26 protein-coding genes are annotated in these 25,739 nt (G+C 40.5%); 8 read left to right on the top strand and 18 right to left on the bottom strand.

Features of this window, described 5'->3' with window-relative positions:
• Positions 1 to 85: 85 nt before the first annotated feature.
• The 5 genes from IQ230_RS26360 to IQ230_RS02640 all read right to left on the bottom strand — a co-directional run bounded on the left by IQ230_RS26360 (position 86) and on the right by IQ230_RS02640 (position 6,663).
• Positions 86 to 2,866, bottom strand: a complete 2,781-nt coding sequence (locus IQ230_RS26360; RefSeq protein ID WP_228054524.1) for an esterase-like activity of phytase family protein — start codon at positions 2,864 to 2,866, stop codon at positions 86 to 88.
• 386 nt (positions 2,867 to 3,252) lie between these two features.
• Positions 3,253 to 4,086: a metallophosphoesterase gene (locus tag IQ230_RS02655; RefSeq protein WP_193930512.1), complete on the bottom strand. Its 834-nt coding sequence runs from the start codon at positions 4,084 to 4,086 to the stop codon at positions 3,253 to 3,255.
• Between the two features lie 150 nt (positions 4,087 to 4,236).
• A complete protein-coding gene (locus IQ230_RS02650) occupies positions 4,237 to 4,686 on the bottom strand; it encodes a DUF29 domain-containing protein (protein ID WP_193930510.1) in 450 nt (149 codons plus the stop codon).
• A 59-nt stretch (positions 4,687 to 4,745) separates the two neighbouring features.
• Positions 4,746 to 6,179: a dihydrolipoyl dehydrogenase family protein gene (locus IQ230_RS02645; RefSeq protein WP_193930508.1), complete on the bottom strand. Its 1,434-nt coding sequence runs from the start codon at positions 6,177 to 6,179 to the stop codon at positions 4,746 to 4,748.
• 67 nt (positions 6,180 to 6,246) lie between these two features.
• The gene (locus tag IQ230_RS02640) at positions 6,247 to 6,663 is read right to left on the bottom strand and encodes a secondary thiamine-phosphate synthase enzyme YjbQ (RefSeq protein WP_193930506.1); all 417 of its coding nucleotides are present in this window, start codon (positions 6,661 to 6,663) and stop codon (positions 6,247 to 6,249) included.
• Between the two features lie 100 nt (positions 6,664 to 6,763).
• On the opposite strand from IQ230_RS02640, the gene IQ230_RS02635 reads away from it, so the two are divergent.
• The 3 genes from IQ230_RS02635 to IQ230_RS02625 all read left to right on the top strand — a co-directional run bounded on the left by IQ230_RS02635 (position 6,764) and on the right by IQ230_RS02625 (position 10,760).
• The gene (locus IQ230_RS02635; RefSeq protein ID WP_193930504.1) at positions 6,764 to 8,533 is read left to right on the top strand and encodes a cyclase family protein; all 1,770 of its coding nucleotides are present in this window, start codon (positions 6,764 to 6,766) and stop codon (positions 8,531 to 8,533) included.
• 177 nt (positions 8,534 to 8,710) lie between these two features.
• Positions 8,711 to 9,856, top strand: a complete 1,146-nt coding sequence (locus tag IQ230_RS02630) for a nucleotide-binding protein (protein ID WP_193930503.1) — start codon at positions 8,711 to 8,713, stop codon at positions 9,854 to 9,856.
• Positions 9,857 to 10,007: 151 nt separating this feature from the next.
• A complete protein-coding gene (locus IQ230_RS02625) occupies positions 10,008 to 10,760 on the top strand; it encodes a Uma2 family endonuclease (RefSeq protein WP_193930502.1) in 753 nt (250 codons plus the stop codon).
• Positions 10,761 to 10,767: 7 nt separating this feature from the next.
• On the opposite strand, the gene IQ230_RS02620 is transcribed toward IQ230_RS02625, so the two are convergent.
• Positions 10,768 to 11,088, bottom strand: coding sequence for a TMEM14 family protein (locus tag IQ230_RS02620; protein WP_193930501.1), 321 nt, complete (start codon positions 11,086 to 11,088; stop codon positions 10,768 to 10,770).
• Between the two features lie 73 nt (positions 11,089 to 11,161).
• On the opposite strand from IQ230_RS02620, the gene IQ230_RS02615 reads away from it, so the two are divergent.
• Both IQ230_RS02615 and IQ230_RS02610 read left to right on the top strand, forming a co-directional pair.
• A complete protein-coding gene (locus IQ230_RS02615) occupies positions 11,162 to 12,439 on the top strand; it encodes an ATP-binding protein (protein ID WP_193930500.1) in 1,278 nt (425 codons plus the stop codon).
• 58 nt (positions 12,440 to 12,497) lie between these two features.
• A complete protein-coding gene (locus IQ230_RS02610) occupies positions 12,498 to 13,598 on the top strand; it encodes a coiled-coil domain-containing protein (RefSeq protein ID WP_193930499.1) in 1,101 nt (366 codons plus the stop codon).
• Between the two features lie 161 nt (positions 13,599 to 13,759).
• Here the strand turns inward: IQ230_RS02610 and IQ230_RS02605 are convergent, their stop codons facing one another.
• From IQ230_RS02605 to IQ230_RS02580, 6 genes are all read right to left on the bottom strand, one after another.
• Positions 13,760 to 14,101, bottom strand: a complete 342-nt coding sequence (locus tag IQ230_RS02605) for a hypothetical protein (RefSeq protein WP_193930498.1) — start codon at positions 14,099 to 14,101, stop codon at positions 13,760 to 13,762.
• 91 nt (positions 14,102 to 14,192) lie between these two features.
• A complete protein-coding gene (locus IQ230_RS02600) occupies positions 14,193 to 14,339 on the bottom strand; it encodes a hypothetical protein (RefSeq protein ID WP_193930497.1) in 147 nt (48 codons plus the stop codon).
• A 12-nt stretch (positions 14,340 to 14,351) separates the two neighbouring features.
• Positions 14,352 to 14,954 carry a hypothetical protein gene (locus IQ230_RS02595; protein WP_193930496.1) on the bottom strand — a complete coding sequence of 201 codons (603 nt, stop codon included), beginning with the start codon at positions 14,952 to 14,954 and terminating at the stop codon, positions 14,352 to 14,354.
• A complete protein-coding gene (locus tag IQ230_RS02590) occupies positions 14,926 to 15,147 on the bottom strand; it encodes a DUF29 family protein (protein WP_228054523.1) in 222 nt (73 codons plus the stop codon). Before IQ230_RS02590 ends, IQ230_RS02595 begins: the two co-directional genes overlap by 29 nt.
• Positions 15,148 to 15,467: 320 nt before the next feature.
• A complete protein-coding gene (locus tag IQ230_RS02585) occupies positions 15,468 to 16,229 on the bottom strand; it encodes an amino acid ABC transporter ATP-binding protein (protein WP_193930494.1) in 762 nt (253 codons plus the stop codon).
• Complete coding sequence (locus tag IQ230_RS02580; protein ID WP_193930493.1) at positions 16,195 to 17,652, bottom strand: ABC transporter substrate-binding protein/permease; 1,458 nt, start codon at positions 17,650 to 17,652, stop codon at positions 16,195 to 16,197. The genes IQ230_RS02585 and IQ230_RS02580 overlap by 35 nt, the downstream gene beginning before the upstream one ends.
• A gap of 176 nt (positions 17,653 to 17,828) precedes the next feature.
• On the opposite strand from IQ230_RS02580, the gene IQ230_RS02575 reads away from it, so the two are divergent.
• A complete protein-coding gene (locus tag IQ230_RS02575) occupies positions 17,829 to 18,872 on the top strand; it encodes an ABC transporter substrate-binding protein (protein ID WP_228054522.1) in 1,044 nt (347 codons plus the stop codon).
• A gap of 65 nt (positions 18,873 to 18,937) precedes the next feature.
• Here IQ230_RS02575 and IQ230_RS02570 read toward each other — a convergent pair whose 3' ends face one another.
• Together IQ230_RS02570 and IQ230_RS02565 are read right to left on the bottom strand one after the other, a co-directional pair.
• The gene (locus IQ230_RS02570) at positions 18,938 to 19,531 is read right to left on the bottom strand and encodes a cysteine hydrolase family protein (RefSeq protein WP_193930491.1); all 594 of its coding nucleotides are present in this window, start codon (positions 19,529 to 19,531) and stop codon (positions 18,938 to 18,940) included.
• Between the two features lie 46 nt (positions 19,532 to 19,577).
• Positions 19,578 to 20,411 (bottom strand): ABC transporter permease, encoded by an 834-nt coding sequence (locus tag IQ230_RS02565; RefSeq protein WP_193930490.1) that lies wholly within the window; start codon positions 20,409 to 20,411, stop codon positions 19,578 to 19,580.
• Between the two features lie 160 nt (positions 20,412 to 20,571).
• Between IQ230_RS02565 and IQ230_RS02560 the strand changes: the two genes are divergently transcribed.
• Positions 20,572 to 21,390, top strand: coding sequence for an ABC transporter ATP-binding protein (locus IQ230_RS02560; protein ID WP_193930489.1), 819 nt, complete (start codon positions 20,572 to 20,574; stop codon positions 21,388 to 21,390).
• On the opposite strand, the gene IQ230_RS02555 is transcribed toward IQ230_RS02560, so the two are convergent.
• The 3 genes from IQ230_RS02555 to IQ230_RS02545 all read right to left on the bottom strand — a co-directional run bounded on the left by IQ230_RS02555 (position 21,387) and on the right by IQ230_RS02545 (position 24,065).
• Positions 21,387 to 21,911 carry a GAF domain-containing protein gene (locus IQ230_RS02555; RefSeq protein ID WP_228054521.1) on the bottom strand — a complete coding sequence of 175 codons (525 nt, stop codon included), beginning with the start codon at positions 21,909 to 21,911 and terminating at the stop codon, positions 21,387 to 21,389. The genes IQ230_RS02560 and IQ230_RS02555 overlap by 4 nt on opposite strands.
• Before the next feature lie 5 nt (positions 21,912 to 21,916).
• Entirely contained in the window at positions 21,917 to 22,948 is a 1,032-nt protein-coding gene (locus IQ230_RS02550; protein ID WP_193930486.1) for a fatty acid desaturase, read from the bottom strand.
• Between the two features lie 91 nt (positions 22,949 to 23,039).
• Entirely contained in the window at positions 23,040 to 24,065 is a 1,026-nt protein-coding gene (locus tag IQ230_RS02545) for an NAD(P)-dependent alcohol dehydrogenase (protein ID WP_228054520.1), read from the bottom strand.
• A gap of 120 nt (positions 24,066 to 24,185) precedes the next feature.
• On the opposite strand from IQ230_RS02545, the gene IQ230_RS02540 reads away from it, so the two are divergent.
• Positions 24,186 to 24,851 carry a TetR/AcrR family transcriptional regulator C-terminal domain-containing protein gene (locus tag IQ230_RS02540; protein ID WP_193930485.1) on the top strand — a complete coding sequence of 222 codons (666 nt, stop codon included), beginning with the start codon at positions 24,186 to 24,188 and terminating at the stop codon, positions 24,849 to 24,851.
• 7 nt (positions 24,852 to 24,858) lie between these two features.
• Here IQ230_RS02540 and IQ230_RS02535 read toward each other — a convergent pair whose 3' ends face one another.
• Complete coding sequence (locus tag IQ230_RS02535) at positions 24,859 to 25,674, bottom strand: MBL fold metallo-hydrolase (protein ID WP_193930484.1); 816 nt, start codon at positions 25,672 to 25,674, stop codon at positions 24,859 to 24,861.
• Between the last annotated feature and the right edge of the window lie 65 nt (positions 25,675 to 25,739).

Raw genomic sequence — 25,739 nt, 5'->3', positions numbered from 1 at the left:
TTTCGATTTGTGCAGGAGATCTATTAGATTAGCAAAGCCAATGAATTGAGGGCGATCGCGCGATCGCCCTTATTGTTACATCTAATTAAGCTACAGAGGTATCAGTTGAGAGCAAACCGACTCCTAGTAAAGGATCAGCAGCAGTCAAAGGATACAACCGATTAGCGACTTCAAAGCCTGTTCCAGGAAAGTCTGTGAACAAACCATCAAGTCCGAGGCTAAAGAATTGCTCGTATTCCAACTCTGGATTACCTTGATAATCGGGAGCTAAGAAGAAGTCTTCATTGCGGAAAGTATAAGCGTGAACGAGTAATCCTGCTGCATGGGCATCATCAATTAGGGATGTCGGAGGTTGCAATCTTCCTTCCTCATCAACAGGAACGATTAGTCGTTTAGAAGGACCAATTCCAACTGCATAAGTTGCAATATTTGTCAACTCATCAGGAGTTGTTAAATCGAGATAAGTACGCGGATCGCCACTTACAGTGAAGTCATAAGGTTGTCCACTGTCTCCGAGTAATTGAATTAAAGGAACATTGGTTAATTCATCAAGTTGTTTGAGATTGGCTGTTTCAAAGGATTGAATGAAAACAGGATCGTCGCGATCGCTATAACCATTCGCATCAAGAATCTCTACCAAAGGTTCTTCAAGCGATAGTCCGATACTATCAAAGTATGTTGGGTGCTTTGTTTCAGGATAGAGACCAATCGTGCGACCAACTTCAGCACTTTTACGCTGGGCTAAGTCGATAATTTCTTGCAGTGTGGGAACTTCATATAAACCGTCGTATTCTGTACTGCGGAGTTCAGGTAGACGTTCTTTGGCGCGGAGAGTTTTTAGTTCGGCTAAGGTGAAGTCTTCAGTAAACCATCCTGTGACTTCGACTCCATCAATGGTTTTGGTTGTTTGACGGTCTGCAAATTCTAAGCGATCTGCGACATCAGTCGTACCAGAAATTTCATTTTCGTGACGCGCCACTAAAACACCATCTTTAGTTGCAACGATATCAGGTTCGATGTAATCAGCACCTTGATCGATTGCTAACTCGTAAGCGGCTAGAGTGTGTTCTGGACGTAAACCACTCGCGCCTCTGTGACCGATAATGAGGGGACGAGGTGCAGTACTCACAAAATCCGAAATTGAAATTGTACCCGCATCAACTCCTTCAAGAATAGCTAATTCTGTGCCATCTTTAAGACTAATTGTTGTGTTGCTTCCAGTTTGGGCGATCGCTAAATCAACAAACGCTAAACCTGCACCTAAACCAATAACATCAACATCTGATTGAAAGTCACGAATTGTATTTGGTGATGTGGGAGTCTCTGCGGCAACAATCCAAAATTGATCTTGACCATCGCCACCTGTGAGAATACTATTTCCAGTACCCGCAAATAGCACGTCGTCACCGTCACCACCAAATAGGCGATCGGCGCTACCAGCGAATAAAGTATCGTTACCTGCGCCACCGTAAAGTCGATTACCGCCACGTCCTTGAGAAGCATCGAGGAGATCGTGACCCTGATCGCCAAACAGGCGGTCGTTGAGACCTGCTAGTAGTTCATCGTTACCACTGTTGCCATACAAACGATTACCACCTTGACCTGCGGTAGCATCTAAAGTATCGTCACCTGCACCGCCAAATACGGTATCGTTGCGCGTCGCGAACAGTTCATCCTCGCCAGGAGTACCAAAGCGCAAGTTACTACCAATAATCGGACTGATACCAACACGCGGATCGAGATTTAAGGGTTGATCTAACTTCAACATAATAATTTCATTGTGGTCTGATTCAGTATCTGAACGTCCACCTGTTGCAGGGTAATTATTGTCGTTAGCTACAAGAATTGTATTTTCGTCAATGACTAAGACGTTTTCAATTGTGACAAATGGAAATGTAAACGTTGTGCTAGAATCGGCATTAAGATCTTGAGGGTCGCGAATATTCAAAAGATCTCCGATTTCTTGTTTTGCTACATAACCATTTGCATCTTGTTGTGATAAATCAACTTTGTAAATCTTCTTAAATTGCGCTTCGTCTCCACTCAAATTATCACGCTCGATCGCTAAGTATTCGTTTTCGTTGATTACTGCAAAGTCCCCAATTGCATAGTCAGGATTTTCTTTGCGGTAATAGCCTTTGATTCCAGTAAATTCTTTGGTTGCTAAATCGAATTCGTAAATTCGCAAAGCATCTTCTGGATCGCCTGTTACAGTACCTTCAAGTAAAGCATACAGCTTTGTTTTATCAGGAGTAATTGCTAAGCCTTCATAGCCTCTAGAACGATTAAGATTGGCAGTAGCATCACCAGCTAACACGTCAGGATTATCCGGCGATCGCACAAAATCACCTGAGTCAAAATTTGGTGTTGGAATTGGTGCATCTAGTAGTTTACCTGTTTGATCAAAATGTAATAAATAAGGTCCAAACTCCTCGCCTACCCAAAGCGTCCCATCAGCAGCAACAACAAAGGACTCTGCATCAAAATCGAAACCAGTTAGAAGTCGGGCATTTGTGTCTTCATTTTTGATGGGAAATGGTATTTTATTATCAGGATCGGCAAGTTGAATAAAGTTGAGAACATCTACACTACCATCTTTATTGTCTGCGCCTCTAAAACTCGGATCGAGACGGTAAACACGTAGGAGATAATCTTGACTATTTAACTTATTACCAAAGCCATTATCTGAAAGAAACCAGAAAGAATTCTCATCAGCAAATTGGACTGCACTAAAACCTTGAACAGGCTGTCCAGGAAATGGTGGTGGTTCGGGTTTGAGAGAACCATCACTATTGTATTGTCCTGATGGCGGTCCTTCTGCAAATGTATCTGCGGGTAATTTGGCAAAACCTTGGAGTTGCAGCATCGTTCGACTCCCCTCCTAAAAAAAATGGAATTTTAGTCAGGACAACGTTTAACTAGTAAAACTTGTCCCAATTATGCGCACAGCAAAGCTAGACTAAACCTGATGCAGTTCTACAAACAATCCACATCGAAAGATATCTAGTGACTTTCAATTTCAGGAGATGGGATCTAAGAACTACGGTAGTCCTAATTATTTAATTCAGCTTTCACTTAACAAAACTAAAATGAAAGTATACCTGCGATCGCCTTTGGCGCTGCGCCGTGCGCAATCGCGGCACTAACAATATCTCACTCTATTGTTAAGAACTGACTATCATTGTGTTAATAAACTGCCATAATTTAGTTAATTAGCGATCAGTTGATTGGTATTTACTAACCATTATTTACTCAGGCAGTCACTAAGGTAATCACAGTAACTTCTGGGGGACAAAAGAAGCGTCCAGGAAAATATGTTCCTAAACCACGATTGACATACAACTGATTTTCACCTACACGATGATATCCCTGCGCCCATTCCCAATGTCTGACAACTTTGGCGCATTCTTTTTGCATAAACGGAACCCAACGCCGCATTTGTTTGGGAAGGCTACGTCGAAAGTCTTTATAAATAGATATAGCGGGTCCCATGCCAGGAATCGTAAATTGACCGCCGTGTGTATGACCAGATAGTTGCAAATCTACGCGCCATTTTTTCAAAATTTGTGCAGTATCTGGATTGTGTGACAAAACAATGCGGGGTATATTGTTATCGAGTTGACGCATTACAGGTTTGACTTTAAATTCTTTTGACCAGTAATCTGCAAGTCCGACAATCGGTAATCTGGCACCAAAAGGATAAGCAATTTGATTCCAGAGAACATCAATGTCGATGCTAGTTAGTGCTTTAGTAATTTCGGCTTGCGATTGGGGGTAATAAATATCGTGGTTTCCGAGTACTGCGCAAATACCATGACGGCTTTGCAGGTGTTTTAGTCGAAGGACGAGTTGATGAATTGGGGTAGGGTCGTCGGTGACATAATCGCCAGTAAGAACAATCAGATCGGGTTCGGCTTCGTTGCTAGCAGCGATCGCTTGCGCTAACATTTCTTCGGACAGTCGCAAGCCATCATAATGAAGATCCGAAAGTTGTACTAGCTTAGTACCCTGTAAAGATGAAGGAAGATCGGCGATCGCAACTGTTAGTTTCTCTACACTCAAAGATCCAGATAACAGCCAGTGCATATAGCTTAGTTCACTCCTCAATTAGCAGCGCTTCCAGCTTATACCGTTTTTCTTTAAGGTTGCTACATAGAGGAAAACAGAGGGCTTCAGATGCAGGGGAGAAGGAAAAATTATAATTTGTTACAGCTACGAGTTGAAGTTTAAAGTATTTTATTGTAACCAAAACTCTTGTGACAATATTGCCTCAACATCGCTGCTAAACTCCCAATGTTCAGGAAACGGAACTTTGGCATATTCAAGCTTGACTTGCGTTAAAGCATACTGCCAACAGTCATCAAAAATTTCTGTAAAATATGTTTTGAGGCTAGGAGACTGTTCTAACTGAAGTTGTATTTGTCTTCGTTGTTCTTTGATTGTTAATTCCCAGCCACGATTATCATAGGCAGAATCGATATAGATGCGTTTGAGTAAATGAGATAAGAGGACTTCCAATCGGTGAATTAGTTCTCGCTTCTCACTTTTTCCCAAAGCTATAATTTCCTCGATCAAGTTTTCCCAGTCTAAATTATCTACATCATGCCCTCTGAGTTTAACAACTGTATCCTCTAGCCATAAATTGAAATCTCGATCGTATAGTTTTGACTCAGTGTTTTTTTGCATCACATCGCTTTTCCTTGGCTATCAGTGCGTACGAGAGTTTGAACTTAAAAACCGATAGTTTATCCTAGCGATCGCATTAAGCGAAACAATTTTTCTAATATTTTTTGTAGGGTGTAATTTTTTTCGTATTTCTCTTGCGTTCGGGCAAAAGCTGCTTTACTGACAACTTCTGCAAGTGTTGGGTAAATATGAATCCCCCCCAAGGCAGAAATTTTAAGTTTATGCGACATTGCTAAGATAATTTCATGAATTAATTCGCCTGCGGATGCACCTACGATATGCGCGCCAAGAATTTCACCGTTGCGTTTAGTAATAATTTTGGCAAAGCCTTGAGTCGCAGCTTCAGCTTGGGCGCGATCTACGTCTGCATATTCTTGTTTAATGACATCAATATTATTACCGTAGCGTTTTCTTGCTTCGGCTTCGGTTAAACCAACGCGGGCTAATTCAGGCTCGGTAAATGTCGCCCAGGGAATAACGCGATAATCTACTTTAAGAATTGGTAGAAATAGAGCATTTCTGATAATAACGTTTGCTTCGTGGCTGGCAACGTGAGTAAATTGATAACCACCAATCACATCACCACAAGCGTAAATTCGAGGGTTTGTTGTTTGCAGTTTGGCGTTGACGCGAATTCCTTTTTTAGAACTTTGATGCAGTTCGACTCCTGCGGCTTCTAAATTTAAGGATTCCACATTCGGGTTGCGTCCAGTTGCTATCAGAATTTGATCGACGGCTATTTTTTCATTTCCAGCAATTAAGTACTTTTTCTCGTTGACAACTTCGACACGTTCTGCTCTTGTTTTTGTTAAGACTTGGATGCCTTCAGAAATCAATTGCTGCTGTACAACAGCGGCAGCTTCAGGATCTTCTTTAGGTAATAGGCGATCGCTACTACCAATAATTGTCACTTTGGAACCTAATCGTGCAAAAGCTTGCCCTAATTCACAACCAATAGGTCCACCACCAACAATACCTAAAGTATCGGGGCGTTCAGTAATTTCAAAAACTTCTTCGTTCGTAATAAAACCTGCTGCTTGTAATCCAGGAATGTTAGGAACCGCAGGGCGCGAACCTGTTGCAATCACAAATGCTCTTGCTCTTAAACGACGATTATTAACGATAAAGGTGTTTTTATCAACAAATTCACCACTACCGAAAATTACTTCAGCACCCAAAGATTCAAAGCGTTGAGGCGAATCATGCGGTTCAATTGCAGCGATCGCACTGTGTACGTGTCCAATCGCTTTAGCAAAATCAATGTGTGGATCGTTACAGTGAATCCCAAATTGCGAGGCGTGTTTGACTTCGTAGGCGATGCGCGATGCATGAATCAAAGATTTACTCGGAACGCAACCATTCCACAAACAATCACCACCCAAGCGATCGCGTTCTACCAAAGCAACTTTGGCTTTAAGTGCAGCAGCGACTCCCGCAACAACTAATCCACCAGAACCGCCGCCAATCACAACGAGATCGTATTCTACTGCCATAATGTTTACTTGCTGCTACATACTTTTATTAAATCGAGTTGCTAATCACTAGCCAAAGCGCCACTAATCACTCCCCATATATTGTGACAACTACTTTCCGCTGGCGTGGCTTGACGTCACATTCTAAATGAAAGATTTGCTGCCAAGTCCCCAACTCTAGCTTGCCATTTTGCACAGGTACTGTTAGTGACGGACCTAACCATGTCGCTTGCAAATGCGAGTGTCCATTGCCATCATGCCACATTTGCTCGTGTCCGTATTCGCGACTTGGTGGAATGAGCTTGTTAAGAAGTTCAGGTAAATCACGCTGCAACCCTGGTTCAAATTCAATTGTACCAATCGAGGCGGTACTACCTACATTAAATACATGCACCATTCCAGTCTTAATTCCCGACTTTTGCACAATGGAGTTAACCTGATCGGTAATGTCATGCATATCACCGTGCATTTGAGTTGATAAAGTGATGTGGTTTTGGTAAATCATGCTTAATCGACAACACTACTAAAAATTCCATTCTGGCGTAATCCTATATGCCTATGCACTTACCAATTCAAAACTCATAACTCATAACTCATAACTTCCAATGATCCTAGACACAGCCAAATCTTATTTAGTTAAAGAAGTTGCACCATTAGCTAACGAGATTGACATTAACTCAGATGTATTACTCAAAGCCCTCAAAGGATTAGGCAATTTAGGATTACTTGCATTACGAGTACCACAACAATGGGGCGGATATGGTGTCAGTGATGAAGTTTTTGCAAGTTTTCAAGAATTGGTAGCTAGGTATTCTGGTGCGTTAGCTTTTTTACAAACACAACACCAAAGTGCTGCGGGGATGTTGGTACAAAGTCGTAATTCTGCATTACAACAAGCATATCTTCCGCACATGGGTAATGGAGACGTTTTACTTGGTGTGGGCTTTTCGCACATTCGACGGTTAGGAGATCCAACAACTGTAGCGATACCTGTAGCAGGAGGATATCAAATTGATGGATTTGTGCCTTGGGTAACTGGTTGGAACTTGTTTTCTGAATTTATTGTTGCTGCAACTTTAGCAGATGGTGGTGCTGTTTTTGGCATTGTAGCTTTTGTAGAGACACAACAAGCAACTGGTGGTGCGATCGCTTTTGGCACTCCCATGCAACTCGCCTCAATGAGATCGACAAGTACACTCAGCGCAACTTTGACTCGCTTCTTTTTACCAAGCGATCGCGTTGTCTTTATTAAACCTGCGGAGTGGATTCATAATAACGATATCAAAAATATTCTGCGAGCAACTCCATTAGCAATAGGATGTGCAATGGCGGGATTAGATATTATACAAGCAGCAGCGCAAGCAAAATCTTTGGCTTTTATTGATGAAGCTTTTACCGCGTTAGATCGAGAATTGAGTGAATGTCGAGAGGCGATCGCCCAAGCACACTATTCTACATTTACACAAAAAGTACGACTTCGAGCATGGGCTATTGATTTAGCAGTACGCACTGCACACGCAGCAATCACAGTTTCGAGTGGGAGTGCCAATAATAGCGATCGTCCAGCACAACGAGTTTATCGTGAAGCCCTAGTATATACGGTTTCGGGGCAAACTCCTGCAATTATGGAAGCGACTTTAAAGCAATTAACTTCACCACAGCGATATCACCCAAAAAGTCAAAACATTACCTATTCCCAAGTCATTCATCTCAGTCACGTTATTCATCCTGATATTCCTCAATGGCTAGGCGATCCACCTGTAGAATTTGAAACTGTTGCTGAGTTAAATCAAGATGGTTATTACCTCCGGCGTTTCTCTTTAGGCGAACATACTGCAACGCATATCAATGCACCTAAAAGTTTTTACACTGATGGAGTAGGAATCGATCAATATCCTGCAAATTTATTAGTTGTACCTGCTGTTGTTTTAAATATCAAAGCACAAGCAGCAAATCCTGACTACACTTTGAGCGTTGCTGATATTTTAACTTGGGAGCAACAACACGGTGAAATTGAACCTGGAGGCGTGGTGTTACTGTACACAGGTTGGCAAAACAAATGGTGGGATAAAGCAGCATTTCTCAATGCAGATTCATCTAGTAATCTTCATTTCCCAGGATTTAGCAAGAATGCAACGCAGTTTCTGCTACAACGCCAAATTGCTGGAGTAGGAATTGATACGCACGGTGTCGATCCTGGACAAGATACCATGTTGACAACTAATCGTTTAGTACTAGAAAAACCAAGAATTGTCTTAGAAAATTTAACGAATCTCGATCAATTACCTATCCGTGGAACTACGTTAGCGATCGGCATTTTACGCTTACAAAACGGTTCAGGTTCACCCGCTGCTGTGATGGCATTTGTTCCATAACTGTGAGTATTTTTTTAGCTTCGTACTTTCTTCATCAAGTTTCATCGATTCTTCATTGTTGCTTCCGTATATTCACTATAGTTGTGGTGTTAGTATAGCTTTTAAATAGAAATCAAGCTTCATATTTGAAGTCATTTATCCCTAAATAAACTGAAATAGATATTTTTAAAACTAACTATGCCCGCAACTTTAGAATACAATTTTGCTCATGATTACACTCATTTTGAGCAACACGTCGCTAAAATATTTCATAAGCACGGTTGGACTGTTGAAACTGCTAAACCTAATCAACCAGGATATGATTTAGTTGTTAAAAAAAATCATTGTGTCGCGGCTGTACAAGTTAAATGGCTTAAAAATAATGCAACATCAACACAGTTAACAAGGTTTGCTGATTATCTAGAGTCTCCTGAAGGCAAAAAGTTTAATGCTGGTATTTTTATCACAACAAAAGGTTTTGGTGATCCAGCGCGTGCTTTAATCAAATCTTGGGGTGATACTAAAATTCGTTGCGGTGTTGCAACTGAAAATGGTTTTAATTTTATTAATGGAGATGTCGAAGTAACGCCACCACCTGAACCCCCCAAGCCTGGCAAAATCTATTTTGGTGTGTTTACTTGCAAAGGCGGTGTAGGTAAAACAACAGTTGCAGCACATTTAGCAGGTGCATTTGCTTTGCAAGGGTTCAACGTTGCATTAGTAGATTTAGATCCTGAAAAAAATTTACAGAAGCTTGTCGGTGATGGCGTTTATGTTCCTAATTCTAGAGGGATGGGAGCGACAATTGAAGTATTTGATGGTGAAGATTGGGATGAAGATGCTGCGCGTGATGCCAAAATTGTGATTTTTGATTGTTCGCCTGCAATTGAAAGAAATCAACCAGAATTAGTAGCAAAATTTGATTATTGCCTCATTCCCACAACTTTAAATCCTTTAGGAATCAACAAGCATGGAAAAGTCATTCAAGAGACTGTAGAAGAAATACGTATAAGAAATAAAAATGCGCATTTATTTGTCTTAGTTAATAACTTTAAAGATCCTGGTTATAGACGTCTACAGATTTTGAAGAGAGCTTATGCCGATATTTATCGAGAAACTAGTAAAATAGACGATAAGTTTCACTGCATTGATCCTGAGCAAGTTTGTATTCGTGCTAGCGATTTACTTTATTACTGGGGTATTCATATTCTTGAAAGTCCAGAACATCCCCGTAGTGAACTAGCATTTAACTTAATTGGTGGAAGATGCTATCCGCGTGAAGACTTTATTAACTTAGCAGATTATATTGAGCAGGAAGCTGGAATTGGGATTTTGAGGGAATAATAGTATCTTCGGTTAAGTGGCTAGTGACTGGTTGCTTTACATTATGGGTAGTTAACTGGACTTGATCCAAGAAATGCGATCGCTTTCCTCAACGCTCATCATGTAATATAAATGTACTAATGAGTCAATCTTAACTGGGGAGAGTTTAACTATGTCGTCTACTGAAGAAAAGACAATCTCCCAAGATGTAGGGTGGGATTGGGAACCACCAATGCCACCTACTGACTTGATTTTCGATGATGGTGAACCTTTGGAAAGCAATCGCCACTGTATTGCCATGAATGTCTTGATTCGATCGCTAGAACAAGCTTGGTCGGAGCGTAACGACTTTTTTGCAGGCGGTAATATGTTTATTTACTATAGCAGCACTCAAGCGTGTAATCGCGACTTCCGTGGACCAGACTTTTTTGTTGTTTTAGATGTGGATGGTACAAAGTCACGTCAAGGTTGGGTGGTTTGGGAAGAAGACGGGCGATATCCAGATGCGATCGTAGAGTTAATGTCGCCTTCGACTGCGGAAGTTGATCAGGTAACAAAGAAAGAAATTTACGAACGCACATTTAGAACGCCAAATTATTTTGTCTACGATCCTTTTAATCCGAGTTCTCTTCAAGGATGGCAATTAGATGCTAGCCATCGCTATCAGCCAATAGAAACAAATGAACGAGGATGGCTGTGGTGTGAAACTTTAGGCTTTTGGCTAGGAATTTGGGAGGGAACTATCAGTAGAGAAACTGCACCTTGGTTGCGTTTTTTTGATAATTCTGGCAATTTAGTCTTGTTACCAGAGGAAGCAGCACAAGCAAAAGCTAAACAAGCGACTCAGCAAGCTGAACAAGAACGTCAAAAAGCGGATCGCTTGGCAGCACAATTAAAAGCATTGGGAGTAGAACCGGAAGTGTAATTGGTAATTAGGCGATCGCTCCCAATTGACTTACCATAATTATTAATGTGAGTACTCCTAAAGTCAGCATTAATCCTGCTGGCATAAATTTACGTGTTTTTACGAACCGAATTGTAAATACGACTACTAAAATAGCTGTTGTAATTAGTGCTAAAGTAAATCCCCAAGCTTGTCCTTGTAAGTAAAGAATTGCGCCAGCAAACAGAAGTAACCCGCTAATAATGCCTGAGATTAAAGATGCAGTACTGCGGGCTTTAGTGTAACCGATAATACCGCCAACAATGGTAATAATTCCGTAAGCGATCGCTGCAATAATAGCTATATTCATTGCTTATTCTAAATTTATCTTTAACTGTCGGCAGACAATTTACCATAACTGAGGTAGATTGCTGAATTTATTCATGGATACTCGCATTACTAAATCGATTCAAGATTTAAGATGTCAAGCAGCATCATTGTTACTATACCAATCTGTACTTGATAACGAAGTTGGTCAAACTTTTTTACAATTACTACAAACACTGAGTAACAGTGGAGATCAAATTAGTTGCCTCCAAGCTTATGGCAGTTACTTCAAAGCTTTAGCAGCAAGCAACCAAAGTTGGCAAGACTTTCTCATTACGCAAATTCTCAATGACGATAACCCATTCTCGCAACAAGTTCAGCAAACAGAAACCTTACCTCCAGCCCTTTTAGCCGCAGCAGAACAAGATTTACAAGCGTTGCAGAAACTTTATCAATGCGGTAGCGATACCTTGAGTCAGTGGGTACAAGTTGTCGTAGGTTTGCACAAACCACCAGTAATATGGCATTTTCAGACAAAAGAAATTTGCGAAGTACCTTTCTACCAAACAGAAAATTGGGAAAGTCTTGTATCAGATTTAGCAGCTTATTACCGTAAATTTGGTACAGGTTTATTTGCAAATCGTGCTTTACGTTGGCAAGCTGGACAACTTATTAGAATTTTACATCCAGATACGATTCAACTAGATCAACTCGTAGGTTATGAATTACAAAAAGAGACTTTACTAAAAAATACTGAATTTCTCTTATCAGGATATTCTGCACTACACGTACTACTGTATGGCAGTCGCGGTTCGGGAAAGTCTTCGTTAGTCAAAGCGTTATTAAATCAATACAGAAGTCGTAATCTGCGCTTAATTGAAGTTGCTAAGTCTGATTTAAAAGATTTGCCAGCAATTGTCGAAAAGTTGCGGAGTATTCCCCAGAAATTTATTATTTTTGTTGACGATCTTTCTTTTGAAGAAGACGATGATGCGTTTAAAGCTTTGAAAGTTGTTTTAGAAGGTAATTTAACAGCACGATCGCAAAATGTCGTAATCTATGCTACTTCTAATCGCCGTCACTTGATCCGAGAATTTTTTGATGATAGACCACAGGTGCGAGATCGTGAGGAGGTTCATGCTTGGGATACAATGCAAGAAAAACTATCTTTTAGCGATCGCTTCGGCTTAACTTTAACTTTTGAACCTGCGGATCAGAAGACATATCTGAGTATTATTCGCCATCTCGCTGCACAAGCAGGAATTTCTCTAAGTCAAGAAGATTTAAAATATCGTGCTTTGCAATGGGCAACACGGCATAATGGACGATCGGGACGTACTGCACGACAGTTTGTTGATTTTCTTAAAGCTGAGCTAGATCTATTTTCGGGATGATGCTGTTAATCTGGATTCAGTTTAAGTAACCATCAATCTTAAGATAAGCGATCGCGCTATGGTTAGTAATCGAATTATATTAGGTGCAGTTGCCTTTGGTGTCAGCTTTGGCATCAGTTTCCTATCTAATAGAAATGCAAATCGGGCGTTACTGACAGGTTTAATCTCTCTACCTGCTACCTACGCAGCAGCGATTGTTGTAGATAAACGACACAAACAACATGAGTTACTCGTTTTATCTTCTCAGCGCCAGCGAATTCAAGAACTAGAAGCCCAAGAGATTAACTTGAATCGAATTCTCTCTAATGGAAGTTTAAAAAAACAAGAATTAGAAAATAGTATTAGTTACTTACAGTCGCAGTGTAATCAGCTACGCAATCAATTTGAAACACGGCGTAGCTATCAAGATGATTTACACCAAGAACTTCAAACCTTGAAGGAACAAAGAGAAAGTTTAGCAGAACAACTAAATAAATTACACGCTAATATCAGCGAACTTGAACAGCATAAATTAATTATTTCTAATGAAAAAGAGGCATTAGAAAAAGATTCTGACATTTTACGTTCGGAGTTGACACAACTACATAGCGATCTCACAAAAAAAATATGTTCTAAAGAAGATATAGAACAAGAAATTTTAAACTTACAACAGAAACAATCAGCTTTGTTATCTAAAATAGATGCTTTGAAAAATCAAGTCGGTATTTTAGAAAATCAAGTGCTTGAGCTACAAATAGAGTCTCAAGTTAATAAAATACAAACAGAAAAAATTAATTTACAGCAACAAGCTGAAAAAGTAGCACTGAACAGTGAATTACAGAGTTGTCAAGAACAGAAGCAACAAATAGAGCTTAAGACTGACATCTTAAAAAATCAAGTTGAACAATTAGAGCAACAGAAAAATGATATTCAGCGTAACATAAATTATCTAAGAGAAGAGAAAGAACAGCAACAAGCCGAGTTACTGTCTTTACAAGCAGAACGAAATCAACTACAAAGCCAAATTTTAGAGTTCCACCAACAGATAGAAGCTTTAATTGCAGAACCATTAAGCGATGATATCCCACAAGAAGATACAGAATTTCCCTTCTCAGAATTAATTGATAGTTTGGATATAGAAACAGAAGTTGATACTTCCGAAAAGCTGAATACCGAGTGAATTTTAGAGAATAGCTTTTTGCCTATCAGTTTTTAATAATCACTTCATCTGTGCAAAATGCTCTAATAGTAAACGGTGAATGAAGATATAGCCGCTACCAACTTTTTGCAAAAAGATTAAATCAGTGGCGTAATCAAGAAATTGAGCGTAGTTCCAAGGAATCAAATTTTTGTGGTATAAGACAAAGCGTAAGCTAAGATGACGTATGCAAGCTTGACTACACCACCCAAAATTAGTCCGAAAAGTAGTTCAAAAGCTACTCCAGCACCTCCAGCAACGATCGCATTACGCGCTTCCAGTGACCAAAAAGCAGGGTCAAACAGTATTCCTCCAATAATTCCACCTGCTAACCCAACAATTCCTGCATTGGCAATAGATCGCCAAATACCTTGATTTGAAATTGTTTTTGTCTCAATTTCCCAGCCCCGTAACCCGCCAGCTACGCCAAAAATCATTCCCATAACTAGCGTAGTTGTTAGGATAACAATGAGCGACCATTGCATTTCACTCGTAGTTAGTAGCAAAATGACCTGAGCAATTAGCTCGAAACCAATACCATAAACTAATCCATAAAAAAGTCCTTTAATAAAGCTTTTAAAAGCTGCTTGCCATGACCATTTCAGCGTCTCTACAGTGTAGATTGTGGTTTCTTCCTAAACTGATAAATAACCCTACTGTTAGCCCTAATAGTAGCCATCCAATGACAATTTCGATGCGCCATTGAAATAATCCACCAATCACTCCTCCAATTAATCAACAAACTACTCCGCCAAGTAAGATAACTCCCAAGCGATACGTCATTTTGTCAACTGTTGTTTGTAACCAACTCGGTTGAAGTTGCTCAATAAAAAAGACTGTTTTAGACTGTTGAGACATTTGTTGTGCTAACCAAACTAACCAGCGTATTGCTACAGATTTTGAGTAGTGAAGCTTTGGTTGACGGTGCTGAAACATGCGGTCAATGTAAGAATTGAATAGTTGGGTAGTGTCAGTTTGAGGTAATGCGGCAATCTTAACTCCTTGATAAGCGACAGTCATGATATTGAGCATTAAAGGCGATCGCGTAAGTTCTTGCAGTGCTCGATCTTCTCCGATTAAAGTTCTTAAACCAGTTAACTCAAAACCTGTACTATCTAGATATAGATGAACTTGTTCTAAAGTCAATAACTTTAAGCAAATGGTGCTTTGAAAATTGAGTCTATTTGACAAACTTTCGTAATCTTTAATCCGACTTGTCACCACTATTTCGCTACTTTCTTCTTGTTGAAACACATTAAGTGCAGCAACGCAAGTATCGCGAATCTCTGCGCGGACTTCATCTAAGCCATCAAGTAATAAAAGTAGTTGCTGTTTCACCCAAATTTGCCCAATTTGCTGGGGAACTTGATATGTTGAGAACTTGTTTAATAGTGTATGGACATTCTGCTGGAAATATTTCTATTGACTTGTGTATCTTTTTTGCTGCATCTCGACGCGCACGTCGGTAATATTTTTCTATCCACTCATCGTCTTGCAGAAAACGTTGCAAGCTAGGGGTTCTTCTAAGCAATCTTAAATCTTATCTCGACAATAGACTTCTTGCAATCATGAGCAGGTGAGGACACTCAACCTACAAGATTCAGATTAATTCAGCTTGTGTGCGTTAGGCATATTGCCTGACCGGAGTAAAATGTGATACATCCTTTTTGTAAGTATTCGGCTTGTTGTTGCGTCCACTTTAGGAAGTCTTGATTGTATGGTGTACTCATTGGCTGTTACTCCCTATCTAGCAGCCTATTAAGTTGTTTCAAAGCTGTAAAACCCTAGCTTACTTCCATTGTAGTGTAGTGGCTTACTCTTCTGATTAAGCGCAAATTGACGCTAGCTTGATTACAGCATTTTTTCGAGGAATTGCTTAGCGCGATCGCTTTTTGGATGATTAAAAAACTCTTTTGGTGTTGCGTCTTCGGCTAAGCGTCCTTCATCTAAAAATAAAATTCGGTGGGCGACTTCTCTGGCAAAACCCATTTCATGCGTCACAATTGCCATTGTAATTCCTGTTTGAGTCAAGTCTTTCATGACTTCCAACACTTCTTTCACCATTTCAGGATCGAGTGCAGATGTTGGTTCATCAAACAGCATGACTTGCGGTTTCATTGCTAAAGATCGCGCGATCGCTACCCGTTGTTTTTGTCCTCCTGATAGTTTAGAAGGATAAACATCGGCTTTTTCAGCTAACCCCACTTTATTTAATAAATCCATTGCTTCTTGTCGCGCCACATCTTTATCAATGTGCTTGACTTTCATAGGCGCATACGTCACATTATCAAGCACAGTTTTGTGGGGAAATAAATGAAAGTGTTGAAACACCATTCCCACATTTTGACGAATTTTCATGATGTCGCATTTACGTGATGTAATATCAATGCCATCAATGTAAATCTTGCCTGAGGTTGGTATTTCTAACAAATTCATGCAGCGCAGAAAAGTTGATTTTCCTGAACCTGAAGGACCAATAATTGCAACAACTTCGCCTTTATGCACTTTGGTAGAAATCCCTTGTAAAACTTTGAGATTACCAAAAGATTTGTGCAGGTCTTCAACATCAACCGCAACATCAACTGCTACGTTGTAATCTTCTTTCAAGTGCATATCCACCCCAAGTTAAACTCATAACCATTAAGTAGTAAATCACGCCAGCAACTATCAGCGGTTCAAAGTAAATATACCTCTCTGCACCAACAATCTGAGCGCGGCGTAACAAATCTGCTACACCAATTGTCGAAACTAAAGCCGAATCTTTGAGTAACGCGATACTCTCGTTCACCAACGCTGGCAAAATATTTTTAATTGCCTGGGGTAAGATAATATCTAACATCATTGGTCGGTAAGGCACACCTAATGAAAGTGCAGCTTCGCGTTGTCCTTTATCTACTGCCAGAATACCACCACGAATTGTTTCAGAAATATATGCACCAGAATTCAGTGTAAATGTAATCACCCCAGCTAATAATGCAGGTATGTTGTAACCCGTGATTTGCGGCGTAGCGTAGTAAACTAACGCAATCTGCAACAGTAATGGCGTACCACGAAAGATTGAGGTGTAAGCTGTTGCAAACCAGACTAACGGTTTAAATGTGGAGATTTTAAACAGCGATAGAATTGTTCCCCAGATAAAACCAAAAAATGCAGATAAAGCGGTAAATTGCAGAGTAACTAAAATGCCGCGCAAAATAAATGGAATACTGGGAGCAATTTGTGCAAAAGAAAAGCCATCATTTGCATTTGCAGTTGTTTCGGGTTCACCACCAAACCATTTATTGATTAACCTATCAATTTCTCCACTACTTTGCATTTGTTGTAAAACGCGGTTGAAATCAGCAACTAATGGCGACCCTCTTGGAAAAGCGATCGCTGAACCACCTTCGCCTGCTTCAATCGTATTAAATTCTAAGTCAGGATTGTTGGCGACAAAACCTGTAGCGATTGTATCTTCAATAATTGCTGCATCAACGCGCCTTGCTTTGACTTCTTGAATGATCTCACCAGTACGATTGAGCGGAACAATAGTAACATTTTCAAATTCTCGTGCTGTTGTTTCTTGAATTGAACCAAGTTGAACACCGACTCTTTTTCCTGCTAGATCTTCAGGTTCCTCTAGATTACTCCCCTGTAGTGCAACAATTGTATTCTTTGCTGCGTAGTAAATATCAGAAAAATCTACGTTTTGTCGGCGTTCTTCTGTTGGTGTCATTCCTGCCATCGCAAAGTCTGCACGTTGCGATTGTAAAGCAGGTATGATCCCACTAAAATCTGTATCTTGAATTTTTAATTCAAATCCTAATTCTTGAGCAATATAATTGGCAATATCTATATCAAAACCAATAATTTCATTTCCAGCTGCTGTATCTCTAAATTCGTAGGGTGGGTAATCTGCTGATGTTACCATTACCAAAGTACGCCCTGCGTATTCAGATTGAGCGGCAATTCTGTTATTTATGCCATCACTGACGACAATAATTAAGGCAACGATTACTGCAAGTGAAATTGTAAATAATAGCTTAAGTTTTTTCATTGTGAGTAGTTTACTACAGCAGCAATTTGTCTGCTAATTCGTAGATGCAACTAATAGCTACCTAAAAAGTTATAGAATTATAACTCTGCAAATTGTATTTTTATTAACAATTTTTCATTTAAATAAATCGCTTAATGATGCGAGAGAGTAAATTAGGGATCAAGATACTCATGAGCATGAGTAGTAATTCATATTGGACGCGCCGTCAAGCACTATCGTTATTTACAGGATTTGCAGGGAGTTTGGCTTTACACGCGTGTACTCAGCAACCATCAGGATCGCTTTCTAATACGTCGTCAACTGCTACAGAAGCGGTTCCAGCGACATCAGGAAGTACCCTGTGGATTGGATATACGCCTTTGTATATTGCTTTAGAGAAAGGCTTTTTTCAGGCAGGAGGTTTAAACCTCGATTTTAGAGATTTTAGTTCAGCCACCGATGCTATGGCGGCTTTTGGTGCAGGGCGTCTTGATAGTCAAGCGTTGGTGACATCCGAAGCTGTATCGTTGTCGGCAAAAGGAGTAGACTATCGCATCATCATGGCAGCAGATAACTCCTTAGGCGGCGATGGTATTCTGGCGCGGAACAGTATTACCACTATCGCTGACTTTAGAGGTAAAGAAGTTGCTGTCGAAGTTGGCGGAGTTAGCCATTTCTTCTTACTACAAGTTTTGAAGGAAGCAGGCTTAAGTGGTGATGATGTCAGACTAACAAATGTAACTCCTGATGCAGCAGCAGCGGCGTATCAAGCTGGTAGAACCGAGATTGCGGTGACTTATTCACCATTTTTACAAAAAGCAGATCAAGCACAGCAAGACGGCAGGATTATCTACGATACTTCTAAAATGCCAACAGCAATTGTGGATGTCTACCTGTTTAGCAATCAGTTCATTGAAGCTAACCCCAACACTGTGACAGGATTTATTCAAGGAATTTTGCAGGCGCGAGAATTTATGGAAACAGATCGCGATGAAGCGCTGGCGATCGCTGGTAAACGTTTGCAGTTGACACCCCAAGAAGTAGAAGAACAACTCAAAGGTGTCAGATTAATTGATTTACCAACAAATTTAGAAATGCTGGGCAATCCTCAAAGTGATATATATTTACTTACTCATATGAATGACTTATCACAATTTCTTGTATCGCAAAAACAGATTCCTCAAGCCCCAGATTTAACTAATACCCTAGAACCTAGATTTCTGAAGGAAGTACAAACATAATTGAATTTGATGAGAACAGGGAGTAGGGAATGGGAGATTAATGACTATTCATGAATAGTCATTAATCACTTGGCTTTTACTAACTGCAAAGCTGCCATAAAATCAGTGTGGAAAATGCGCGCACCTGTTTGTAAATATTCCATTGCATTTAAAGCTGCCCAATGGGCATCCCAATCAGAACCAGCGCAGCAATCTTCAATAACGTGAAAATGATAATCGCGTTGATGTGCATCGGCTGCGGTGTAATGAACGCAAACATTTGTCATCATTCCCATTAACACAACAGTATCTACTTTCAACCCCCGAAGGAGAATTTCTAATTCTGTACCGAAAAAGCAACTATAACGTCGTTTAGAAATTGCAAACTCACCATCGATTGGTGCTAATTCCCAATAGTAATCAGTGCTAGCCCAAGTTTCTAAACAATGTACAGCTTCTGCACCGTCTAGTTCTCTACCAAAGTCTACCATCTCTTTACGATGTACTTCTTGGAAGTGAATAATTGGTATTTTTGTTTCCCGCACTGCTGCTAGAACTTTTTTTGCTTTAGAAAGAACTTCACTAGTGCCAACATGATGTAAGTTTCCTTCACCTGTGAAGACTCCTGCTTGCATATCGACGCAAACTAATGCGGTTTTTGATAAGTTTAATTGCACCATAGTTATTTTAAGTAATGAGCTACCCCAGCCCTAGAGGAAAAATAACCTAGCTACGAGTTTGATCTGCCCACGGTGTTAAAGCTTTGGAGAGTAATTTTAAGCTGTAATCAATTAATAAGCCAATGACTCCAATAATGGCGATCGCAAATAAAACTTTATCTGTTTGCAGAAACCGCTGTGACTGTACAATGCGATATCCTAAACCGTTTTGGGAGGCAATAAGTTCAGCAATCACTAAATAATTCCAAGCGCCAGAGATATTAACACGTAATGTGTCTAAAACGCTGGGAAACACTGCAGGAACAATGACGCGGAATAAGACTTCTCTGCGGTTAGAACCTAAAGTATAAGCAACATTGAGCATTTCATCGGGAATGAACTTGACCGCATCAGCAATCATCATTGCATTGTAAAGCACAACACCTAGAAAAATAATCAAAACTTTTGCGGATTCACCTAAACCAACCCAAATGATAATTAGTGGTACAAAAGCAACAACTGGCATATAACGAACTGTACCAACAATCGGACTCAATAAGCTTTCCATACTGTGGAAAGTTCCCATCAAAATTCCTGTTGGTACACCAACTAATGCAGCGACAAAAAAACCAGATGCAACGCGCAAACTACTTGCAATAATATCTAAATGTAAGCTTTCTTCAGCGAACATCCGAATTCCTGCATCAAGTACTGCTGTCGGTGTTGGTAAAAATACAGGAGTTGTTAATCCACTGTAGCTAATAAACGCCCAAATGATAAGTGGTAAAGCTAGGGCGATCGCTGATAGCAAAAGCCGTAACCATTGCGGGAATCCTTGACGTAAACTCCAAAATGTTGAAGGAGGAAGATATCTCTTTTGTGATTGAGATGCTTGTGTCATAAATAAAATGAAGCCCAAGCCTAAGTAGACATAATTCGATCAGATTATGATTCTTTAAGAGAGCAACTCATTGTATCGCAGCTAACAGTTTATTAACTGATTATTCGATTAAATAAAAAAATATTTTAATACTCTGCTAGCAATTGGTAGCAAAAATGTAATGGTTCAAAGTTCACTTAAAACTCCCACACAAGCTAGTTCACAATTTCATCATCAGAAAAAAAAACCTAAACTAGAAGTTTGTAATTTAAATAAGAATTTTAATCAGCAACATAAGCAATTAGCAGTTTTAAAAAATATTAATTTTCAGTTATATGAAAGTGAATTTGTTTGTGTTGTAGGTGCTTCGGGTTGTGGTAAGTCCACATTAATTAATATTATTGCTGGATTGATACAACCAACGTCAGGCGAAGTAAAAGTTGATGGTGGAATTGTACTTGGTCCTGGCTCAGACCGTGGTATGGTGTTTCAAAATTATACTTTATACCCTTGGTTAACCGTAGCTGGAAATATTGGTTTTGGTTCGCGACTGCGATCGCTTTGTGCCAAACAACGCAAAGAACGTATTGCTTACTTTTTAGAAGTTGTGGGATTAACTCGGTTTGCCAAAGCTTACCCTCAACAACTATCAGGTGGAATGAAACAAAGAGTTGCCATAGCCCGTGCTTTAGCAAATGAACCTGATGTATTATTAATGGATGAACCTTTCGGTGCTTTAGATGCTCAAACGAAAGAGCAAATGCAACAGTTTTTACTTAATTTGTGGCAACAAACTCATACTACAATTTGGATGATCACGCACGATGTAGAAGAAGCTGTCTTTTTATCTCAGCGTGTTTTTGTCATGAGTTCTAATCCAGGAGAAATTAAGCAAGAAATTGCGATAGATTTACCACAAGATCGCGATGTTGAAATGAAGTTAACGCCAGAATTTACAGCAATTAAGCGTAAAGTTATGCATTGTTTACGAGATTGCTAAATTCCCACAGTTTTGACATAAGTAATTGCAAGTGGTGTGAGTCGTTGTTCTAATTCTGTCACAATTGCGCGATCGCTTTCACTCCACACTCTGGGTTGACCAAAAATACACGGCTGTAAAATTCCCCACATCAAGCCATCTTGACACAGATGCGCGTGAATCAAAGCACGATGTCCAAAATGTTTGCGTTCAAACGCTAAGTTAACAACTTCAGGATTTGCGGTTTCTACATCTTCTACATAAACAGAAGGCTTTGCTTCTAATGCTGCTGAAAATAAGGGATCTTCTGCGGCTAATGATTCTGGTTCTTTACTCCACTCAGAATCAATCACATCAGGAATTTCCGTACTACGTCGCCAACAATAGGCAACTTTCCCCTCTTGATTATGGGGATTACGCAGATATAAAAAGCATCGATCTGTTTGCAATACATCGCACAATGCGGGTAATAATGCATTAAAAATGGCATTAGGTTCGCTATGAGTCGCAAAAACGTCTTCTAAAACTTCAGGTAACTGCATTAAAATCAAAACTTCACTAAGAATGACACACCGATCGCACCATAAAATGTCTCTAATTGCAAGTTACCTTGACTATCAATTGCAGTACCTTGATCTGAAAAAAGGCGAGTAATGCGAAAGCGATGGTAGTTTCCTAGTAATTCAGGTAGCGTAATATAATGAACTTCCTCTCCTGTAAAAACCTCGCGATCGAGTTCGTGTAAACTATGCCAAGGACATTTCATCAATTCATGGTGGGCATTGTGATAACCAAAGTTTAAAAGTAGTAAGTTCAGCCACCAATAACGCTGCGAAATTACGTTAGAAAACGTGTTAGTTTGTTCGTAAGTATAATCTCGTTTCGGTAACGGCGAACCCACAGGAATAGCTTCATAAGTGTGTTGAAAAGCATCAACAAATCGCAGCACAGTAATCATCCCAATATAACTGAGAAAATAGAGTGCTACAGCTTTAAGAGAAAGCAAGGCTAATGCTATTAATAGCAAACTGCGTATACTTAGTATCGTGATGAGACGTTTTTGTTCATCGTGTCGTCGGGGTTCCCAAAAAGGGGCTAAAATACTCCGCCATTGGAAGATGAAGGAAACAATCGGAAAATGCAACCATTCCAAGGCTAAAGTTACACGGCGAATAGGTACAGGAAGTTGATGCATCCAGCTTTGCAAATCAAAAGAAGCAAAGTCTACGCGATTAATGTGATGGGCAATATGATCTTGAGTTAAATCTTTGAATCGAGCATAGCAGCCACCGTTGAGCCAAAGCATGATATTACCACCTACGGCATTCCACTTGCGCTCAGCAAAAATTGTACCGTGCATAAACTCATGAGAGAGATATGCTGAAATAACCAGGCTATGAGCAAGTAATACAACTCCTAAGGCGTTGAACCAAAAATTTGAAAGGATCAGCGCGATCGCACTACCGTATCCACCTAAAGCATAGGCAATCGCGATCGCATTCCACAGATGCTTTTTATGATGCAAATAATAAGAAGTGTCAATTTTTGATGTTACTTTGGTTGAAATGGTAAATACCATAACAAGGCGCGTTAACGATACATATTATAACAAGTATAGGTGAGAGAGAATTTTGTTTTGTAATGAGAAATACAAACTAACAGACTGTATATCAAACACGAATGGCAACTTTTCCCATCACTTGCCTCTGTTCAAGGTGACGAATTGCGGCAGGGACTTCGCTTAAGTCGTAGTATCGATCGATAAAGGGGACGATCTTGCCTGCTACCATCAACTCTCTCAATGTGACGAGATCCTTTTGATTAGGTTTTACAGCTAGACATTTTACCTTCCGGCGGCTGATTCTCGAAATCCCAGATCCAAGAAGCATTACTTGGAAAAATCGAGCGATAGATCCGCCAACCATGACGTAGGTTCCCTCAGGAGTCAATATTGGCAAATAGTCAAAAACTGAACGGTACGCTGCTGCATCAAATATTAGGTCATAACGCTGCTCATTTTGAGTGACATCTGTTTGAGTGTAGTCAATCACGCGATCTGCACCCAGCGATCGCACCATATCCATTTTTTTTGTGCTGCATACAGCACTCACCTCAGCACCAAATGCCTTAGCAATCTGCACTGCAAAAGAACCCACACCGCCGGATGCACCAGCGATCAACACTTTCTGCCCTGACTGAATCTGACCTACATCTCGCAAACCCTGCAAAGCGGTAAGGGCTGCCCCAGGAACAGTTGCAGCAGCTTCAAATGTCGTGGCACTCGGCTTTAGGACTAATGCAGTTTCTGTTGCACAAACGTACTCGGCAAAGGCACCGAAACCACACTCAGACAAGTCTCCAAAGACTTCATCACCAGGCTTAAACTGCGTGACATCTTTACCAACGGCTTCAACTTGTCCTGCTATATCAAAACCGATGATCTTGATTTTTGGCTTGAGGAATCCCCCAAACATCAAGCGCATGAAGAATGGAGTTCCTCGCATGAGATGCCAGTCGCCAGCATTGACAGACGCAGCATGAACCCGCACCAGTATGCCATTGTCTGGCACAACCGGCTTGTCAACTTCTTGCAGACTCAACACATCTGGTGAACCGTATTTGGTGAGGACGATCGCTTTCATTTTGTCATTTTTGTTGTCCCCTGGTACGGGGATGGGGGTACTCGATGTTTTCATGACCTTCAACATTTTGACTTACACCGTAAGTTTAACTTACGCCGTAAGTTTGTCAAGATGAAAAGCAAACTCAAACCCTAGAATTTGCTTGTTCTGTGCGTTAAGAATTGATCCGATTAGATGACTAAAAAAAACTCTCATACACTTCCCCCAACCCCATTAAGTCGGGAAAAAGTACTGTACGCAGCTATGTGCCTAGCTGACGAGGAAGGCGTTGAATCACTCTCCATGCGGAAGCTGGCTCAGAAATTGGGCATCAAAGCAATGTCACTGTATAACCACGTGACCAATAAAGACGATATCTTATGTGGCATTGTTGATATTGTAGTGAGCGAGATTGAAGTGCCTAGCCTTGAAACTGACTGGAAAACAGCAATGCGGCGACGGGCGATCTCGGCTCACGAGGTGCTGTTGCGTCATCCTTGGGCAACGATGGCGTTAATGTCACAGATGAATACAGGTTCAGCGATGTTGCGCTATGTAGATGCGACGTTGGGCTGTCTATGCAAAGCAGGCTTTTCGTTTGAGATGGCAGATCGGGCGTGGAATGCGATCGATAGCCATATTTATGGATTTACGCTTCAGGAACTGAACTTTCCCCTCGCAACGACAGAGTATGCAGAGGTCGCGAAAAACTTTGTTTCATTCATCCCTGCGGATCAGTACCCTTACCTCAATCAGCTTACACATCACGTCATTGCAGGTCGTTATGACGGTATTCATGACTTCGAGTTCGGACTCGAATTGATCCTCAATGGTCTCGATCAGTTTCGAGAAAAGGTTTGACTAGTGTTTAGCTACCACTTCTGTGCGTGTGTTGCTTAACAATTTCTTGAGTATTAAGGCTAAATTTTTTTGAAGGGCAACCAGGTTGACGTTTGGCTTCAAGATAATCTGCAATGAGTTCTTGCATTCGTTGTTGTCCAAACATGTGATAGTGTCCAGGATAAACGATTTCTACGGGTAAATGCTGTAAGCGTTCGTAAGAGGAAATGTAGGTGGAAATGTCGCTACCAGGAAGTTGATCGAGTAAGTCACCGTCGTAAACAATATCGCCGGAAAACAGTTCTTGGCTAAATGGGTCGTATAAGGCAATGCATCCAGGAGAGTGCCCAGGAAGATGTAAAATTTCAAAAGCGCGATCGCCTAAATCGATAACGTCTCCCTCTTGCAATAATTGGGTTGGTTCTGCGGCTTGAAAAGTGTATTGTGTCGCAGTGAAACCAGCATAAGGTAATTGAGAAAAGTGTTCGTCTAGTATCCAACCTGACTCAGGATTGCACAAAGCTGCGTGACAATCTCCATGACGTAAAGCTTCAGCTTCGGCGGTGTGAATGGCAATATTGTCAAATTCATGAATTCCCCCCGCGTGATCGAAGTGGACGTGAGAAGCGATCGCCAGTAACGGTTTATCGATCAAACTGGCGATATATTGACGCAGGCTAGCAACACCTAAACCTGTATCAATCAGTAAATCTTGCGTTTTTCCTTTGATTAGCCAAATGTTCGCCCGATTCCATTCCCAGTAGTGAATTTCGTTGATGCAGTAGAGGAGATCGCTAATCTTTTTGGTTGCGAACCAACTATCGCATACTGATTTATTGTTCACAGGAGTTTTGAGTTACTCAGTAAGTCAATGATAGCCTTGAACGCGGGTAGGCAAGTTACCTGCCC

The sequence above is a fragment of the Gloeocapsopsis crepidinum LEGE 06123 genome, from assembly GCF_015207655.1.
GTDB classification, from domain to species: domain Bacteria; phylum Cyanobacteriota; class Cyanobacteriia; order Cyanobacteriales; family Chroococcidiopsidaceae; genus Gloeocapsopsis; species Gloeocapsopsis crepidinum.
The sequence above is the reverse complement of the archived record's forward strand: the minus strand, read 5'-3'. Positions and strand labels throughout refer to the sequence as shown.